At 68.3% G+C, this 14,597-nt stretch carries 22 protein-coding genes and 1 pseudogene; all 23 read right to left on the reverse strand.

The annotated features are described in order from the left end of the window. Positions 1 to 36: 36 nt before the first annotated feature. A complete protein-coding gene (rplR, locus tag BLV05_RS35210; RefSeq protein ID WP_046772630.1) occupies positions 37 to 420 on the reverse strand; it encodes a 50S ribosomal protein L18 in 384 nt (127 codons plus the stop codon). Positions 421 to 423: 3 nt separating this feature from the next. Next, positions 424 to 963: a 50S ribosomal protein L6 gene (gene rplF / locus BLV05_RS35215; protein WP_046772629.1), complete on the reverse strand. Its 540-nt coding sequence runs from the start codon at positions 961 to 963 to the stop codon at positions 424 to 426. Positions 964 to 984: 21 nt separating this feature from the next. Then, a complete protein-coding gene (rpsH, locus tag BLV05_RS35220) occupies positions 985 to 1,392 on the reverse strand; it encodes a 30S ribosomal protein S8 (protein WP_046772628.1) in 408 nt (135 codons plus the stop codon). Positions 1,393 to 1,486: 94 nt separating this feature from the next. After that, positions 1,487 to 1,672 (reverse strand): type Z 30S ribosomal protein S14, encoded by a 186-nt coding sequence (locus BLV05_RS35225; RefSeq protein WP_046772627.1) that lies wholly within the window; start codon positions 1,670 to 1,672, stop codon positions 1,487 to 1,489. A gap of 1 nt (position 1,673) precedes the next feature. After that, positions 1,674 to 2,243 (reverse strand): 50S ribosomal protein L5, encoded by a 570-nt coding sequence (gene rplE, locus BLV05_RS35230; RefSeq protein WP_046772626.1) that lies wholly within the window; start codon positions 2,241 to 2,243, stop codon positions 1,674 to 1,676. Beyond that, positions 2,243 to 2,581 carry a 50S ribosomal protein L24 gene (gene rplX / locus BLV05_RS35235; RefSeq protein WP_046772625.1) on the reverse strand — a complete coding sequence of 113 codons (339 nt, stop codon included), beginning with the start codon at positions 2,579 to 2,581 and terminating at the stop codon, positions 2,243 to 2,245. The genes rplE and rplX overlap by 1 nt, the downstream gene beginning before the upstream one ends. A gap of 2 nt (positions 2,582 to 2,583) precedes the next feature. Next, positions 2,584 to 2,952 (reverse strand): 50S ribosomal protein L14, encoded by a 369-nt coding sequence (gene rplN / locus BLV05_RS35240; RefSeq protein WP_046772624.1) that lies wholly within the window; start codon positions 2,950 to 2,952, stop codon positions 2,584 to 2,586. 7 nt (positions 2,953 to 2,959) lie between these two features. Then, positions 2,960 to 3,250 (reverse strand): 30S ribosomal protein S17, encoded by a 291-nt coding sequence (gene rpsQ, locus BLV05_RS38040; protein ID WP_046772654.1) that lies wholly within the window; start codon positions 3,248 to 3,250, stop codon positions 2,960 to 2,962. Between the two features lie 170 nt (positions 3,251 to 3,420). Continuing rightward, a pseudogene (gene rpmC / locus BLV05_RS38960) lies at positions 3,421 to 3,789 on the reverse strand (50S ribosomal protein L29); the annotation flags it as partial. Then, a complete protein-coding gene (gene rplP / locus BLV05_RS35255; protein WP_046772623.1) occupies positions 3,789 to 4,208 on the reverse strand; it encodes a 50S ribosomal protein L16 in 420 nt (139 codons plus the stop codon). The pseudogene rpmC and the gene rplP, both read right to left, overlap by 1 nt. A 4-nt stretch (positions 4,209 to 4,212) precedes the next feature. Next, positions 4,213 to 5,079, reverse strand: coding sequence for a 30S ribosomal protein S3 (rpsC, locus tag BLV05_RS35260; protein WP_046772622.1), 867 nt, complete (start codon positions 5,077 to 5,079; stop codon positions 4,213 to 4,215). Beyond that, entirely contained in the window at positions 5,079 to 5,444 is a 366-nt protein-coding gene (gene rplV, locus BLV05_RS35265) for a 50S ribosomal protein L22 (protein ID WP_046772621.1), read from the reverse strand. The genes rpsC and rplV overlap by 1 nt, the downstream gene beginning before the upstream one ends. Before the next feature lie 30 nt (positions 5,445 to 5,474). Beyond that, positions 5,475 to 5,756: a 30S ribosomal protein S19 gene (rpsS, locus tag BLV05_RS35270; protein ID WP_046772620.1), complete on the reverse strand. Its 282-nt coding sequence runs from the start codon at positions 5,754 to 5,756 to the stop codon at positions 5,475 to 5,477. Between the two features lie 17 nt (positions 5,757 to 5,773). After that, the gene (rplB, locus tag BLV05_RS35275) at positions 5,774 to 6,610 is read right to left on the reverse strand and encodes a 50S ribosomal protein L2 (RefSeq protein ID WP_046772619.1); all 837 of its coding nucleotides are present in this window, start codon (positions 6,608 to 6,610) and stop codon (positions 5,774 to 5,776) included. Between the two features lie 38 nt (positions 6,611 to 6,648). After that, positions 6,649 to 6,954, reverse strand: a complete 306-nt coding sequence (gene rplW / locus BLV05_RS35280; RefSeq protein ID WP_046772618.1) for a 50S ribosomal protein L23 — start codon at positions 6,952 to 6,954, stop codon at positions 6,649 to 6,651. Beyond that, a complete protein-coding gene (rplD, locus tag BLV05_RS35285; RefSeq protein ID WP_046772617.1) occupies positions 6,951 to 7,601 on the reverse strand; it encodes a 50S ribosomal protein L4 in 651 nt (216 codons plus the stop codon). Before rplD ends, rplW begins: the two co-directional genes overlap by 4 nt. Further along, on the reverse strand, positions 7,598 to 8,272 hold the full coding sequence (rplC, locus tag BLV05_RS35290; RefSeq protein ID WP_046772616.1) for a 50S ribosomal protein L3: 675 nt from the start codon (positions 8,270 to 8,272) through the stop codon (positions 7,598 to 7,600). The genes rplD and rplC overlap by 4 nt, the downstream gene beginning before the upstream one ends. A 13-nt stretch (positions 8,273 to 8,285) precedes the next feature. Continuing rightward, complete coding sequence (gene rpsJ / locus BLV05_RS35295) at positions 8,286 to 8,594, reverse strand: 30S ribosomal protein S10 (protein ID WP_026877498.1); 309 nt, start codon at positions 8,592 to 8,594, stop codon at positions 8,286 to 8,288. A gap of 348 nt (positions 8,595 to 8,942) precedes the next feature. Continuing rightward, on the reverse strand, positions 8,943 to 10,139 hold the full coding sequence (tuf, locus tag BLV05_RS35300; RefSeq protein ID WP_046772615.1) for an elongation factor Tu: 1,197 nt from the start codon (positions 10,137 to 10,139) through the stop codon (positions 8,943 to 8,945). Between the two features lie 120 nt (positions 10,140 to 10,259). Next, positions 10,260 to 12,365 carry an elongation factor G gene (gene fusA / locus BLV05_RS35305; RefSeq protein ID WP_046772614.1) on the reverse strand — a complete coding sequence of 702 codons (2,106 nt, stop codon included), beginning with the start codon at positions 12,363 to 12,365 and terminating at the stop codon, positions 10,260 to 10,262. Positions 12,366 to 12,416: 51 nt separating this feature from the next. Continuing rightward, a complete protein-coding gene (gene rpsG / locus BLV05_RS35310; RefSeq protein ID WP_046772613.1) occupies positions 12,417 to 12,887 on the reverse strand; it encodes a 30S ribosomal protein S7 in 471 nt (156 codons plus the stop codon). After that, positions 12,887 to 13,261, reverse strand: a complete 375-nt coding sequence (rpsL, locus tag BLV05_RS35315; protein WP_026877502.1) for a 30S ribosomal protein S12 — start codon at positions 13,259 to 13,261, stop codon at positions 12,887 to 12,889. Before rpsL ends, rpsG begins: the two co-directional genes overlap by 1 nt. A gap of 500 nt (positions 13,262 to 13,761) precedes the next feature. Then, entirely contained in the window at positions 13,762 to 14,520 is a 759-nt protein-coding gene (locus tag BLV05_RS35320) for a hypothetical protein (RefSeq protein WP_052763142.1), read from the reverse strand. Positions 14,521 to 14,597: the final 77 nt, after the last annotated feature.

The following is a 14,597-nucleotide window of genomic DNA, read 5'->3' on the forward strand; positions in this document are numbered from 1 at the left end:
GATGTCCCTCTATCCTCTCGAGAATTCGTATCGCCGTCAGAGCTTCAGGCCGCCCTCGCGGGCGCCCTCCGCCACCGCGGCCACGCGGCCGTGGTACTGGTTGCCGCCGCGGTCGAACACCACGGCCTCGACGCCGGCCGCCTTGGCGCGGTCCGCGACGAGCTCGCCGACGCGACGCGCCTTGGCGGTCTTGTCGCCGTCGAGCGAGCGCAGGTCGGCCTCCATGCTGGTGGCCGAGGCCAGGGTGCGGCCGGTGGCGTCGTCGACGACCTGGACCACCATGTGCCGCAGCGACCGGGTGACGACCAGGCGCGGCCGCTTGGCCGTGCCGGTGACCTTCTTCCGGACCCGCAGGTGCCGGCGGTCGCGGGCAACCCGCTTGTCGCCCTTCTTGATGTGGCGATTGATCGCGATGCCCATGTCTTACTTCCCAGCCTTTCCGACCTTGCGCCGGACGTGCTCGCCTTCGTACCGCACGCCCTTGCCCTTGTACGGCTCGGGCTTGCGGATCTTGCGGATGTTCGCGGCGATCTCGCCGACCTTCTGCTTGTCGATGCCCTGCACCGAGAAGCGGGTGGCCGACTCGACGGCGAACGTGATGCCCTGGGGCGGCTCGACGACGACCGGGTGGCTGAAGCCGAGCGCGAACTCGAGGTTCTGGCCCTTCGCGGTGACGCGGTAGCCGACGCCGACGATCTCGAGCTTCTTGACGTAGCCCTCGGTGACACCGGTGACCATGTTGGCCACGAGCGTCCGGGTGAGACCGTGCAGCGCCCGGCTCTCACGCTCGTCGTCGGGGCGGACGACCTGCAGACTGCCGTCGTCGCCCTTCTCGACGCCGATGGCCTCGGGCAGCGTGTGGTTCAGCGTGCCCTTGGGACCCGTGACGGTGACCGCGCGGCCGTCGATGTCGACCTTGACACCCGTGGGAACGGGGATCGGGAGCTTGCCGATGCGCGACATGAGTGTTCTGCTCCTTTCCCGTTACCAGACGTAGGCGAGGACTTCCCCGCCCACGCCCTGCTTGGCTGCCGCCTGGCCCGTGAGGAGTCCCTGCGACGTGGAGATGATGGCGATGCCCAGCCCGCCGAGCACGCGCGGCATGTTGGTGGCCTTCGCGTAGACCCGCAGACCCGGCTTGCTGACGCGGCGGATGCCGGCGATCGAGCGCTCGCGGGACGGGCCGTACTTGAGGTCGAGCTCGAGCGTCTTGCCCACCTGGTCCTCGGCCGGCTCACGCACGGAGAACCCACCGATGTAGCCCTGCTGCTTGAGGATCTCGGCGATGTGCACCTTGATCTTGCTGTGCGGCATCGCCACGGTGTCGTGGTGCGCCGTGTTGGCGTTACGCAGACGGGTCAGCATGTCTGCGATCGGGTCGGTCATGGTCATGTCTGGTTGCCGCTTTCCCGTCGTGGTTTCCGCTTCGCGGACCTACGACGATATGAAGGTCTGGCTGCTGGGGGTCGTTACCAGCTTGGCCGATTTACCAGCTGGATTTGGTGATGCCCGGCAGCTCGCCGCGGTGCGCCATCTCGCGCAGGCACACCCGGCACAGCCCGAACTTGCGGTACACCGAGTGCGGTCGCCCGCACTTCTGGCACCGGGTGTACGCGCGCACGGCGAACTTCGGCTTACGCGCAGCCTTGATGACAAGGGCCTTCTTCGCCACGTCAGTTCTCCTTGAACGGGAAACCGAGCAGCTTGAGCAGCGCCCGACCCTGGTCGTCGTTGGTCGCGGTCGTGACGACCGTGATGTCCATGCCGCGGACCCGGTCGATCCTGTCCTGGTCGATCTCGTGGAACATCGACTGCTCGTTGAGACCGAAGGTGTAGTTCCCGTTGCCGTCGAACTGCTTGCCCGACAGGCCGCGGAAGTCCCGGATGCGCGGCAGCGCGATGGTCACCAGGCGGTCCAGGAACTCCCACATGCGGTCGCCACGCAGCGTGGCGTGCGCACCGATGGGCATGCCCTCGCGCAGCTTGAACTGCGCGATCGACTTGCGCGCCTTGGTGACCGACGGCCGCTGGCCGGTGATGGCCGCGAGGTCGGCGATGGCGCCCTCGATCAGCTTCGCGTCGCGGGCCGCCTCGCCGACACCCATGTTGACGACGACCTTGGTGACGGTCGGCACCTGCATGACGTTCGCGATCTGGAACTGCTCGAGCAGCGCCGCGATGATCTCCTCGCGGTAGCGCTGCTTGAGCCGCGGCAGCGCGCGGGTCTCAGTGGTGGTGGTCATCAGATGTCCTCACCGGTGCGCTTCGCGAACCGGACCTTGTTGCCGTTGTCGTCGATGCGGTACCCGACCCGGGTGCCCACCGTCTGCTTCTTGCCGTCCACGTCGGCCTCGACGGCCAGCTGCACGTTCGAGATGTGGATCGGCGCCTCCTGGTGCACGATCCCGCCCGACTGCTGCGTGCCGCGAGCCGTCTGCGTCGGCTTCGTGTGCTTGGTGATGCGGTTGACGCCCTCGACGAGGACACGCTCCTGGCGCGGGTAGGCCGCGATGACCTTGCCCACCAGACCCTTGTCCTTGCCGGCGATGACGACGACCTTGTCACCCTTCTTGATCTTCATGTCTACAACACCTCCGGAGCGAGCGAGATGATGCGCATGAAGCGCTTGTCCCGCAGCTCGCGACCGACAGGGCCGAAGATGCGCGTACCGCGCGGGTCCCCGCCGTCCCTGATGATGACCGCCGCGTTCTCGTCGAAGCGGATGTAGGAGCCGTCCGGACGGCGTCGCTCCTTCACGGTCCGCACGACCACGGCCTTGACGACGTCGCCCTTCTTGACCGCGCCGCCGGGGATGGCGTCCTTGACGGTGGCCACGATGACATCACCGATGCCGGCGTATCGCCGACCGGAGCCACCGAGCACACGGATGCACAAGAGCTCCTTGGCACCGGTGTTGTCGGCGACCCGCAGTCGCGACTCCTGCTGAATCATCTCGCTCCTACTTCGCCTTCTCGATGATCTCCACGACGCGCCAGCGCTTCGTGGCCGACAGCGGACGGGTCTCCATGAGCAGGACGCGGTCGCCGATGCCGGCGGTGTTCTGCTCGTCGTGGGCCTTCAGCTTGCTGGACCGACGCACGACCTTGCCGTAGAGCGGGTGCTTGAAGCGGTCCTCGACGGTGACGACGACGGTCTTCTCCATCTTGTCGCTGACCACAATGCCCTGGCGGGTCTTGCGGTAGCCACGGCCGCCCGGGGCGTTCCCGGTGGTCTTCGGGCTCTCGGTCACGTTGTCTTCCTTGTTCGCGGGGCTCACTCGGCACCTTCCTCGTCCGAGGTACGCTTCTCAGCCGAGGGCGCAATGTCCTGCGCGGCGGCGGCCTTCTTGGCCGTCCGCTTGCGCGGCGCGGCCTTCTTCGGCGCCTCCGCGTCGTCGTCGGCGCCGCCCGAGGCACGCTTTTCCGCCGAGGGCGCAGTGTCCTGTGTCGCGGCCTTCTTCGCCGGGGTCTTCTTGGCCGCGGCCTTCTTCGGCTCGGCCTTGGCCTCGGCCTTGTCGGCCTTCGCCTCGGCGTCGTCCGTCTTCTTCGGCTCGACCGGCGCCGCCACGACGGCGACGATGCCGAGCTCGCGCTCGCGCATGATCGTGTAGATGCGCGCGATGTCGCGTCGGACGGCCTTCAGCCGGCCGTGGCTCTCGAGCTGACCGGTGGCGCCCTGGAACCGCAGGTTGAACAGCGACTCCTTGGCCTTCTTCAGCTCCTCGACCAGGTCGTCGTCGGAGCGGTCACGCAGCGAAACGGCGTCGAGGTTCTTCGTACCGATCGCCATCAGAACTCACCTGCCTCGCGCTTGACGATGCGCGCCTTCATCGGGAGCTTGTGGATCGCGCGGGTCAGCGCCTCGCGAGCCACCGTCTCGTTCGGGAACGACAGCTCGAACATGACGCGACCCGGCTTGACGTTCGCGATCCACCACTCCGGCGAACCCTTGCCGGAACCCATGCGGGTCTCGGCCGGCTTCTTCGTCAGCGGGCGGTCGGGGTAGATGTTGATCCACACCTTGCCGCCACGGCGGATGTGCCGGGTGATGGCGATACGAGCCGCCTCGATCTGGCGGTTGGTCACGTAGTGACCCTCGATCGCCTGGATGCCGTACTCGCCGAAGGCCAGCGTCGTGCCGCCCTTGGCCATGCCGCGGCGCCTCGGGTGGTGCTGCTTGCGGTGCTTGACCTTGCGGGGGATCAGCATGGTCTCAACCCTCCTGGCCCGTCGTGGTCGCGGCGGCGTCGGTGGCCGGCGCCTCGGGCGCGGTCACCTCGGCCGGAGCGGCCTGCGTGGCGGGAGCGTTGTCGCGGTCGCCGCGGCCACCCGGCCGGCGGCGCTCGGGACGGCCGCCGCGGCGGTCACCGCCGCCACCGCCACCGCGCGACTGCTGAGCGCGAGCCTGCGCGGCCTGCTCAGCGGCGCGCTCGGCGCGGGAGCCGCTCACGTCACCCTTGTAGATCCACACCTTCACGCCGATGCGGCCGAAGGTGGTGCGGGCCTCGTAGAAGCCGTAGTCGACGTCGGCGCGCAGCGTGTGCAGCGGGACGCGACCCTCGCGGTAGAACTCCGAGCGGCTCATCTCGGCGCCGCCGAGACGACCCGAGCACTGGATCCGCACGCCCTTGGCGCCGGCGCGCATGGTGGTCTGCAGCGCCTTGCGCATCGCGCGGCGGAACGCCACCCGAGCGGAGAGCTGCTCGGCCACGCCCTGCGCGACCAGCTGAGCGTCGATCTCGGGCTGCTTCACCTCGAGGACGTTCATCTGGACCTGCTTGCCGGTGAGCTTCTCGAGCTCGGAGCGCAGGCGGTCCGCGCCCACGCCGCGGCGGCCGATGACGATGCCCGGCCGGGCGGTGTGGATGTCGACGCGCACGCGGTCACGAGTGCGCTCGATGTCGACGTGCGAGATGCCGGCGCGCTCCATGCCGTCGGTCATCAGCTTGCGGATGGCGACGTCCTCGGCGATGTAGTCGCGATAGCGCTGACCCTGGGTCGTGCTGTCGGCGAACCACCGGCTCTTGTGGTCGGTGGAGATACCCAGCCGGAACCCGTGCGGGTTGATCTTCTGACCCACTAGCGGGCCCCTCCCTTCGATGCAGCGATCGACGCCTTGTCGTCGACGATCACAGTGATGTGGCACGTCCGCTTGTTGATGCGGCTCGCGCGGCCATGGGCGCGCGGGCGGAACCGCTTCATGGTCGGGCCGTCGTCCACGTACGCCTGAGCGATGACGAGCGTCTCGCGTGCTGTGCCGGCGAGGTCGTCGGCGTTCGCGATGGCGCTCTCGATCACCTTGCGCACCGGCTCGGCGGCCGCCTGCGGTGCAAACCGCAGCAGTGCCGAGGCCTCGTCCGCGTCCATTCCACGGATCAGGTCCACCACACGGCGCGCCTTCATGGGCGTGACGCGGACGAACCGCGCTTGAGCCCTGGCTTCCATCGTTACTCCTCAGTCATTCCGTGGTGGACGTCACCGGCGCCGGGCGCGGCGGTCGTCCTTCTCGTGGCCCTTGAACGTCCGCGTCGGTGCGAACTCGCCGAGCTTGTGCCCGACCATCGCCTCCGTCACGAACACCGGGACGTGCTTGCGGCCGTCGTGCACCGCGATGGTGTGGCCGATCATGTCCGGCACGATCATCGAGCGACGGGACCAGGTCTTGATGACGTTCTTCGTGCCCTTCTCGTTCTGAGCATCGACCTTCTTGGCCAAGTGCTCGTCGACGAAGGGGCCCTTCTTCAGGCTGCGCGGCATCTGTTCCTACTCCCGACTCAGCGCTTCTTGCCGGTCTTGCGACGGCGGACGATCTGACGGTCGCTGGGCTTGTTCTTCCGGCGGGTGCGCCCCTCGGGACGACCGTTCGGGTTGACCGGGTGACGACCACCGGAGGTCTTGCCCTCACCACCACCGTGCGGGTGGTCGACCGGGTTCATGGCGACACCACGGACGGTCGGGCGCTTGCCCTTCCAGCGCATGCGGCCGGCCTTGCCCCAGTTGATGTTCGACTGCTCGGCGTTGCCGACCTCGCCGACGGTGGCGCGGCAGCGCACGTCGACGTTGCGGATCTCGCCGGACGGCATGCGCAGCTGCGCCCAGGTGCCCTCCTTGGCGACCAGCTGGACGCTGGCGCCGGCGGAGCGGGCGATCTTCGCGCCGCCACCGGGCCGCAGCTCGATGGCGTGGACGACCGTACCGACCGGGATGTTGCGCAGCGGCAGGTTGTTGCCGGGCTTGATGTCGGCACCCGGGCCGGCCTCGACCGTGGCGCCCTGCGCCAGGCGGTACGGCGCCAGGATGTAGCGCTTCTCGCCGTCGGCGTAGTGCAGCAGCGCGATGCGCGACGTCCGGTTCGGGTCGTACTCGATGTGCGCGACCTTCGCCGGCACGCCGTCCTTGTCGGCCCGCCGGAAGTCGACGACCCGGTACTGGCGCTTGTGGCCGCCGCCCTGGTGGCGCGTCGTGATCTTGCCGGAGTTGTTACGGCCGCCCTTCTTGGGCAGCGGCCGCACCAGCGACTTCTCGGGCGTGGACCGGGTGACCTCGACGAAGTCGGCGACGCTGGAGCCGCGTCGGCCCGGCGTCGTCGGCTTGTACTTTCGGATTCCCATTCGTCGTTACCTCAGTAGCTCGTTGTCCTGGCCGGCGTTCAGCCGACCGGGCCGGAGAAGATGTCGATGCGCTGGCCTTCGGCGACCGTCACGATCGCGCGCTTGGTGTCGGGGCGCTTGCCCACACCGAAGCGGGTGCGACGGCGCTTGCCCTGGCGGTTCTGGGTGTTGACACCGGTGACCTTGACGTTGAACACCTTCTCGACCGCGATCTTGATCTCGGTCTTGTTCGCGTCAGGCGCGACCACGAAGGTGTACTTGTTCTCGTCGAGAAGGCCGTAGCTCTTCTCGGACACGACCGGCACGATGAGGATGTCGCGCGGATCCCTGCGGTTGACGGTCACTTGGACTCCTCCTCAGCGGCCTGCTTGCCGCCACCCAGGAACGCGTCGAGCGCGCCCTTGGTGAAGACGATGTCGTCGGCGCAGAGCACGTCGTACGTGTTCAGCTGGTCGGCCACGAGCAGGTGCACCCGCTCGGCGTTGCGCAGGCTCTTGGCCGTGACCTCGTCGCCGCGCTCCAGCACGACCAGCACGCTGCGCCGGTCGGTGAGGTTCTGCAGTGCCTTCAGAGCGGCCTTGGTGCTCGGGGCGTCGCCGTCGACGAAACCGGTGACCACGTGCACACGGCCGTGGGTCGCCCGGTCGGACAGCGCACCGCGCAGAGCCGCGGCCTTCATCTTCTTCGGCGTCCGCTGCGAGTAGTCGCGCGGCTGCGGGCCGTGGACGACGCCACCGCCGGTGAACTGCGGCGCGCGGATCGAGCCCTGGCGGGCCCGGCCGGTGCCCTTCTGGCGGTACGGCTTGGCGCCACCGCCGGAGACCTCGGCGCGGGTCTTCGTGGAGTGCGTGCCCTGGCGGGCCGCGGCCAGCTGGGCCACCACGACCTGGTGGATCAGCGGGATGTTGACCTGGACCTCGAAGATCTCGGCGGGCAGGTCGACGGTGCCGGACTTCTTGCCGGCGGCGTCGAGAACCGTCACGGTGCTCACTTGATGGCTCCCTTCGCGGCCGTGCGGACGAAGACCAGACTGCCGTTCGGGCCGGGGACGGCGCCCTTGAGCAGCAGCAGCCCCTGCTCGGCGTCGACGGCCTGGACGGTGATGTTCTGGGTGGTCATGCGGTCGCCGCCCATGCGGCCGGCCATCTTCATGCCCTTGAACACGCGGCCCGGGGTGGCGCAGCCGCCGATGGAGCCCGGCGAGCGGTGCTTGCGCTGCACACCGTGCGAGGCGCGCAGGCCGTGGAAGCCGTGGCGCTTCATGACACCGGCGAAGCCCTTGCCCTTGGTGGTGCCCGTGACGTCGACCTCCTGGCCGGCCTCGAACACCTCCGCCGTCAGCTCCTGGCCGAGCGTGTACTCGGAGGCGTCGGCGGTGCGCAGCTCGGCGACGTGCCGGCGCGGCGTGACGCCGGCGCGGTCGAAGTGACCCTGCGCGGGCTTGGTGACCTTGCGCGGGTTCGGCGCGCCGAAGCCGAGCTGGACCGCGTCGTAGCCGTCCTTGTCGGGCGTGCGGACCTGCGTGACGACGCAGGGCCCGGCCTTGATGACGGTGACCGGCACGATGCGGTTGTTCTCGTCCCACACCTGGGTCATGCCGAGCTTCTCGCCCAGCAGGCCCTTGCGCACCGTGGTGGCGGCCTCGGAAGACTGAATACTCATCGTCGGAGGTCCCTCAGAGCTTGATCTCGATGTCGACACCGGCCGGCAGGTCGAGACGCATGAGCGAGTCGACGGTCTTCGGCGTGGGGTCGATGATGTCGATGAGCCGCTTGTGCGTACGCATCTCGAAGTGCTCGCGGCTGTCCTTGTACTTGTGCGGCGATCGGATGACGCAGTACACGTTCTTCTCGGTAGGCAGCGGCACCGGGCCTGCGACCTGCGCACCCGTGCGCGTCACCGTGTCGACGATCTTGCGCGCCGACGTGTCGATGACCTCGTGGTCATAGGCCTTGAGCCGGATGCGGATCTTCTGTCCCGCCATGGCTGCTTGTCGTCCTCACTCTTCGTACTGCTAAGACCCGATCTGAACCAACACTGAGCTGCTGCTCCGCCGACCCCCGCGGTCGGGCGTGTCGCGCCTTTCGGCACAGCACGCCGCAACGAACTCGCTGGTTCATCGGGGTTTTGACGGCGACCCGGCCACGCCCAGAAGGCGCAGTGCCGGCCCATCGGAGTTCTTCGTCATCGGGCCCGGGCTTCACACCGGTCCCGCGCGCATGGCGCAGACGTCGCCCTCCGCCGAGCAACCTGGACAGTATGCCAGATCAGATTGGCTGAGGCCAATCGCGGTGCGAGGGGCGGCCGGACGGCCGCCCCTCGCAATGTCGAACTACTTGAGGATCTTGACGACGTTGCCGGCGCCAACGGTCCGGCCACCCTCGCGGATGGCGAACTTCAGACCCTCTTCCATGGCCACCGGCTGGATCAGCGCGACGGTCATGCTGGTGTTGTCGCCCGGCATGACCATCTCGGTGCCCTCGGGCAGCGTGACGACGCCGGTGACGTCCGTGGTCCGGAAGTAGAACTGCGGACGGTAGTTGTTGAAGAACGGCGTGTGCCGGCCACCCTCGTCCTTGGACAGGATGTAGACCTGCGCCTCGAAGTCGGTGTGCGGCGTGTTGGTGCCGGGCTTCACGGCGACCATGCCGCGCTCGACGTCCTCGCGCTTGGTACCGCGCAGCAGCAGGCCGACGTTCTCGCCCGCACGGGCCTCGTCGAGCGTCTTGCGGAACATCTCGACGGCGGTGACCGTGGTCTTCTGCGCCGGGCCGGGACGGATGCCGACGAGCTCGACCTCCTCGTTGGCCTTCAGCACACCGCGCTCGACGCGGCCGGTGACGACCGTGCCACGACCGGTGATGGTGAAGACGTCCTCGATCGGCATGAGGAAGGGCTTCTCGATGTCGCGGACCGGGTCCGGGACGTTCTCGTCGACGGCCTCCATGAGGTCCTCGACGGTCTTGACCCACTCCGCGTCACCCTCGAGCGCCTTGAGCGCCGAGACCTTGACGACCGGGACGTCGTCGCCCGGGAACTCGTACTCGGAGAGCAGCTCACGCACCTCGAGCTCGACGAGCTCCAGGATCTCCTCGTCGTCGACCATGTCGGCCTTGTTCAGCGCGACCAGGATGTACGGCACGCCGACCTGACGGGCCAGCAGCACGTGCTCCTTGGTCTGCGGCATCGGGCCGTCGGTGGCGGCGACCACGAGGATCGCGCCGTCCATCTGGGCCGCGCCGGTGATCATGTTCTTGATGTAGTCGGCGTGACCAGGAGCGTCGACATGCGCGTAGTGACGCTTGTCGGTCTGGTACTCGACGTGCGCGATGTTGATCGTGATGCCGCGCTGCTTCTCCTCCGGCGCCTTGTCGATGTCGTCGAACGGAGTGGCCTCGTTCAGCTCCGGGTACTTCTCGTGCAGCACCTTGGTGATGGCAGCCGTGAGCGTGGTCTTGCCGTGGTCGACGTGACCGATGGTGCCGATGTTGACGTGCGGCTTGGTCCGCTCGAACTTCGCCTTAGCCACTGTGGGGTCCTCCTGTGGACTTCGTACGTTGCCGATCCCCGCCTGTGCGGTGTGTTCGGCTGTGTGTTTCTCGGTCGGGATTGCTCATTGGTGCATGGGCCGGGTGAAGACCCGGAGAGATTACTCTCCCCGGACCTTCTTGATGATCTCTTCCGCCACGTTCCGGGGAACCTCGGCGTAGGAGTCGAACTGCATCGAATAACTCGCCCGGCCCTGGGTCTTGCTGCGGAGGTCACCGACGTAGCCGAACATCTCCGACAGCGGGACCAGCGCCTTGACGATGCGCTGGCCGGCACGCTCCTCCATGGCCTGGATCTGGCCACGGCGGGAGTTGAGGTCGCCGATGACCTCGCCCATGTAGTCCTCGGGCGTGGACACCTCGACCTCGAACATCGGCTCGAGCAGCACCGGGTCGGCGCGCCGAGCAGCTTCCTTGAACGCCATGGAACCGGCGATCTTGAACGCCAGCTCCGAGGAGTCGACGTCGTGGTAGGCACCGTCTCGCAGCGTCACCTTCACGTCGACGAGCGGGTAGCCGGCGACGACACCGAACTCCATCGCCTCCTGCGCACCCGCGTCGACCGAAGGGATGTACTCGCGCGGGATGCGCCCACCGGTGACCGAGTTCACGAACTCGTAACCGCCGTCGCCCTCGCCGCCCGTGGGCTCGATGTCGATGATGACGCGAGCGAACTGGCCGGAGCCACCGGTCTGCTTCTTGTGGGTGTACTCGATCTTCTCCACCTTGCGGCGGATGGTCTCGCGGTAAGCCACCTGCGGCTTGCCGACGTTGGCCTCGACCTTGAACTCCCGCTTCATGCGGTCGACCAGGATCTCCAGGTGGAGCTCGCCCATGCCGGAGATGATCGTCTGGCCGGTGTCCTCGTCGGTGCGGACCTGGAAGGTCGGGTCCTCGTCGGCCAGGCGCTGGATCGCGGTGCCCAGCTTCTCCTGGTCGCTCTTCGTCTTCGGCTCGATGGCCACCGAGATGACCGGGGCCGGGAACTTCATCGACTCCAGGATGACCGGCTGGCTCGAGTCGGACAGGGTGTCGCCCGTCGTGGTGTTCTTCAGCCCCATGACGGCGACGATCTGGCCGGCGCTGGCCTTCTCGATCTCCTCACGCTTGTTCGCGTGCATGCGGTAGATCTTGCCGATGCGCTCCTTGTTGCCCTTGGTGCTGTTGAGCACCATGGTCCCGGTCGTCAGCGTGCCCGAGTAGACCCGGACGAACGTGAGCTTGCCGAGGTGCGGGTCGGCCATGATCTTGAACGCCAGCGAGGACAGCGGAGCGTCTTCCTCGGGCTCGCGCGAGAGGATCTCGTCCTCGTTGTCCATCGCGTGGCCCTCGACCGCGCCGACGTCTACCGGCGACGGCAGGTACCGCACGACGGCGTCGAGCATGGGCTGCACGCCCTTGTTCTTGAACGCCGAGCCGGTGAGCACCGGGGTGAGGTTGCCGGCGATGGTGGCGCGGCGGATCGCGGCGATGAGGTCGTCGCGGCCCGGCTCCTTGCCCTCGAGGTAGAGCTCCATCATCGCCTCGTCGTTCTCGGCGATGGTCTCGAGCAGGCGGTCGCGCCACTCCTGGGCAGCCTCGGTGTGGGTGTCCGGGATCTCGACGGTGTCGTACATCTCGCCCAGCGGCGTCTCGGCCGACCAGACCAGGGCCTTCATGTCGACGAGGTCGACGAGGCCGCGGAAGTCCGCCTCGGCGCCGATGGGGAGCTGCAGCACCAGCGGGGTCGCCTTGAGCCGCGTCACGATCATGTCGACGCAGCGGTGGAACTCGGCGCCCGTGCGGTCGAGCTTGTTGATGAAGCAGATGCGCGGGACACCGTACTTGTTGGCCTGATGCCAGACGGTCTCAGACTGCGGCTCGACGCCGGCGACGCCGTCGAACACGGCCACCGCACCGTCCAGGACGCGCAGGGACCGCTCGACCTCGACGGTGAAGTCGACGTGGCCGGGCGTGTCGATGATGTTGATGGTGTGGTCGTCCCACTCGCAGGTGGTCGCGGCCGAGGTGATCGTGATGCCGCGTTCCTGCTCCTGCTCCATCCAGTCCATGGTGGCTGCGCCATCGTGGACCTCACCGATCTTGTAGTTGATACCGGTGTAGTACAGGATCCGCTCGGTGGTGGTGGTCTTGCCGGCGTCGATGTGAGCCATGATGCCGATGTTGCGGACCTTGGCCAGATCGAGCTTGCGGAGGTCGGTCGCCATGTGCGTGCGTTCGCTTCCTTATATGCGGTCTCGTCGACTCGGCGCCAGCGACTACCAGCGGTAGTGCGCGAAGGCCTTGTTCGACTCGGCCATCTTGTGGGTGTCCTCGCGACGCTTCACGCTGGCACCGAGGCCGTTGGAGGCGTCGAGGATCTCGTTCATCAAACGCTCCGTCATGGTCTTCTCACGACGGGCGCGGGAGTAGCTGACCAGCCAGCGCAGGGCCAGCGTGGTGCTGCGGCCGGCGCGCACCTCGATCGGCACCTGGTAGGTCGCGCCACCGACACGGCGGCTGCGGACCTCGAGGGTCGGCTTGACGTTGTCGAGCGCGCGCTTCAGCGTGACGACGGGGTCGGTACCGGTCTTCTCGCGGGCGCCCTCGAGCGCACCGTGCACGATGCCCTCGGCGATCGACTTCTTGCCGTCTTCGAGCACCTTGTTGACCAGCTGGGTGACCAGCGGCGACCCGTAGACCGGGTCGACGACGACCGGTCGCTTGGGTGCAGGACCCTTGCGCGGCATCAGCTCTTCTCCTTCTTCGCGCCGTAGCGGCTGCGCGCCTGCTTGCGGTTCTTGACGCCCTGGGTGTCGAGCGAACCGCGGATGATCTTGTACCGGACGCCCGGGAGGTCCTTCACCCGGCCGCCACGCACGAGCACCATCGAGTGCTCCTGCAGGTTGTGGCCGACACCGGGGATGTAGGCGGTGACCTCGATCTGGCTGGTCAGCTTGACACGGGCAACCTTCCGAAGCGCCGAGTTCGGCTTCTTCGGCGTCGTGGTGTACACGCGCGTGCACACGCCGCGCCGCTGCGGGCTGCCCTTGAGCGCCGGGGTCTTGTTCTTTGCGACCTTGTCCTGGCGGCCCTTGCGGACCAACTGCTGGATCGTAGGCACTACGTCTCCGTGTCCTCTGCTCGTCGAACTGCCTCGACTGGTCTGGTTTCCGGGGATCACACCGCTCGTTCGCCCTGGCGTCAGCGCAGGTCGTGGGCGCCTTCCGGCGACCCCCGCGGTCGGGCGTGTCGGCCCGATCCCACGCCGCACGATCAGGCTCCCGATCGATGTGGTCGGTTGATCTGTCCGGTATGCGCTGGCCTCTGCCGCCGGGCGCGCCGGATTGCCCGGAGCAGTCCAGGCACGAAGACTGAGGTTACCCGGTCGAGGGTACCCAGGTCAAAGTGATGCCGCAGCTCGACGGGAAGACGTCTTCAGACGATAACGCACGGGTCTCGCCCGCGTCACGACCCCACGCCGGACCCGCGCACCCGTCGCGGCGGACGATCACCGCGTGACTCGTTAGCACCTTGTCGGGAGGGCGTTTCCCTCGCTATAGCAGGGCAGACTCCCTCCCGACCGCCCCGTCAAGGGGGGAACACACCCCGGCCACGCGGCGATCAGCAGCGGTAGCCGCCGTCGGCGAGGCCGGCTTCGCGCTCGAGCGGGTGGTCGCACGGTTTGCGCGGGTCGTGCCTGATGACGTACTCCCAGATGAACCGGGCGTAGCCGAGCCGCGCCCATTGCTCGGAGTGCACCCGCTCGTGCCGCAGCAGCCGGGCCAGGCTCGGCGCGCCGGAGCCCGGCGGCCGCTTCCCCGACTCCACCGACGTCCGCAGCACCTCGGCCGGATCGTCATGCGAGCCGTTCACCAGGTAGAGCTCACCCCACGTCGTGCCGCCGCGGGCGGCGAACCAGTCGACCGGGTTCGGCACCGCGCGCAGCGCCCGCGGACCGGCCGCCGCCATCATCGTCCCCTCGGGGGTGGCGACCAGCGCACCGCGCTTCACGGCGGTGCCGGCGTCGCCGCGGTTGAGGCCGAACAGGCCGCCGTACGACCAGCGGTTGCGGTCGCGCCGGGCCTCGGTCTGGCTGGGCCGGCCGCCGTTGAGCAGCTCGGTCAGCCGCACCAGCTCGCGCGCCCGGCGGGCGTCGTCGACGCGGACGTAGGGGCGCTCGTCGGGGCCGCGCCAGACGGTGCGGCCGGCCAGCGGCGCGAAGGTCGCCGCGGTGACGCCCTCTTCGCGGGCGCGGCCGACCACCTGCTCGGGGGTGAGCCCGGACGCCAGCGTCCACCGGACCCACTCGCGGTACAGGTCGTCCGGCTCGCCGCTCAGCAGGCCGGCGCCGCGGAGCAGCGCGACGGTCGCCTCGGTCATCGGCTCCTCCTCGGCCAGTCGCAGTCAATCTACTGGGGCGCTGTCACATTCGGGCTCCGGGAACGACCCACAGGAGG

This window comes from Jiangella alkaliphila, from assembly GCF_900105925.1.
Taxonomy (GTDB): Bacteria; Actinomycetota; Actinomycetes; order Jiangellales; family Jiangellaceae; genus Jiangella; species Jiangella alkaliphila.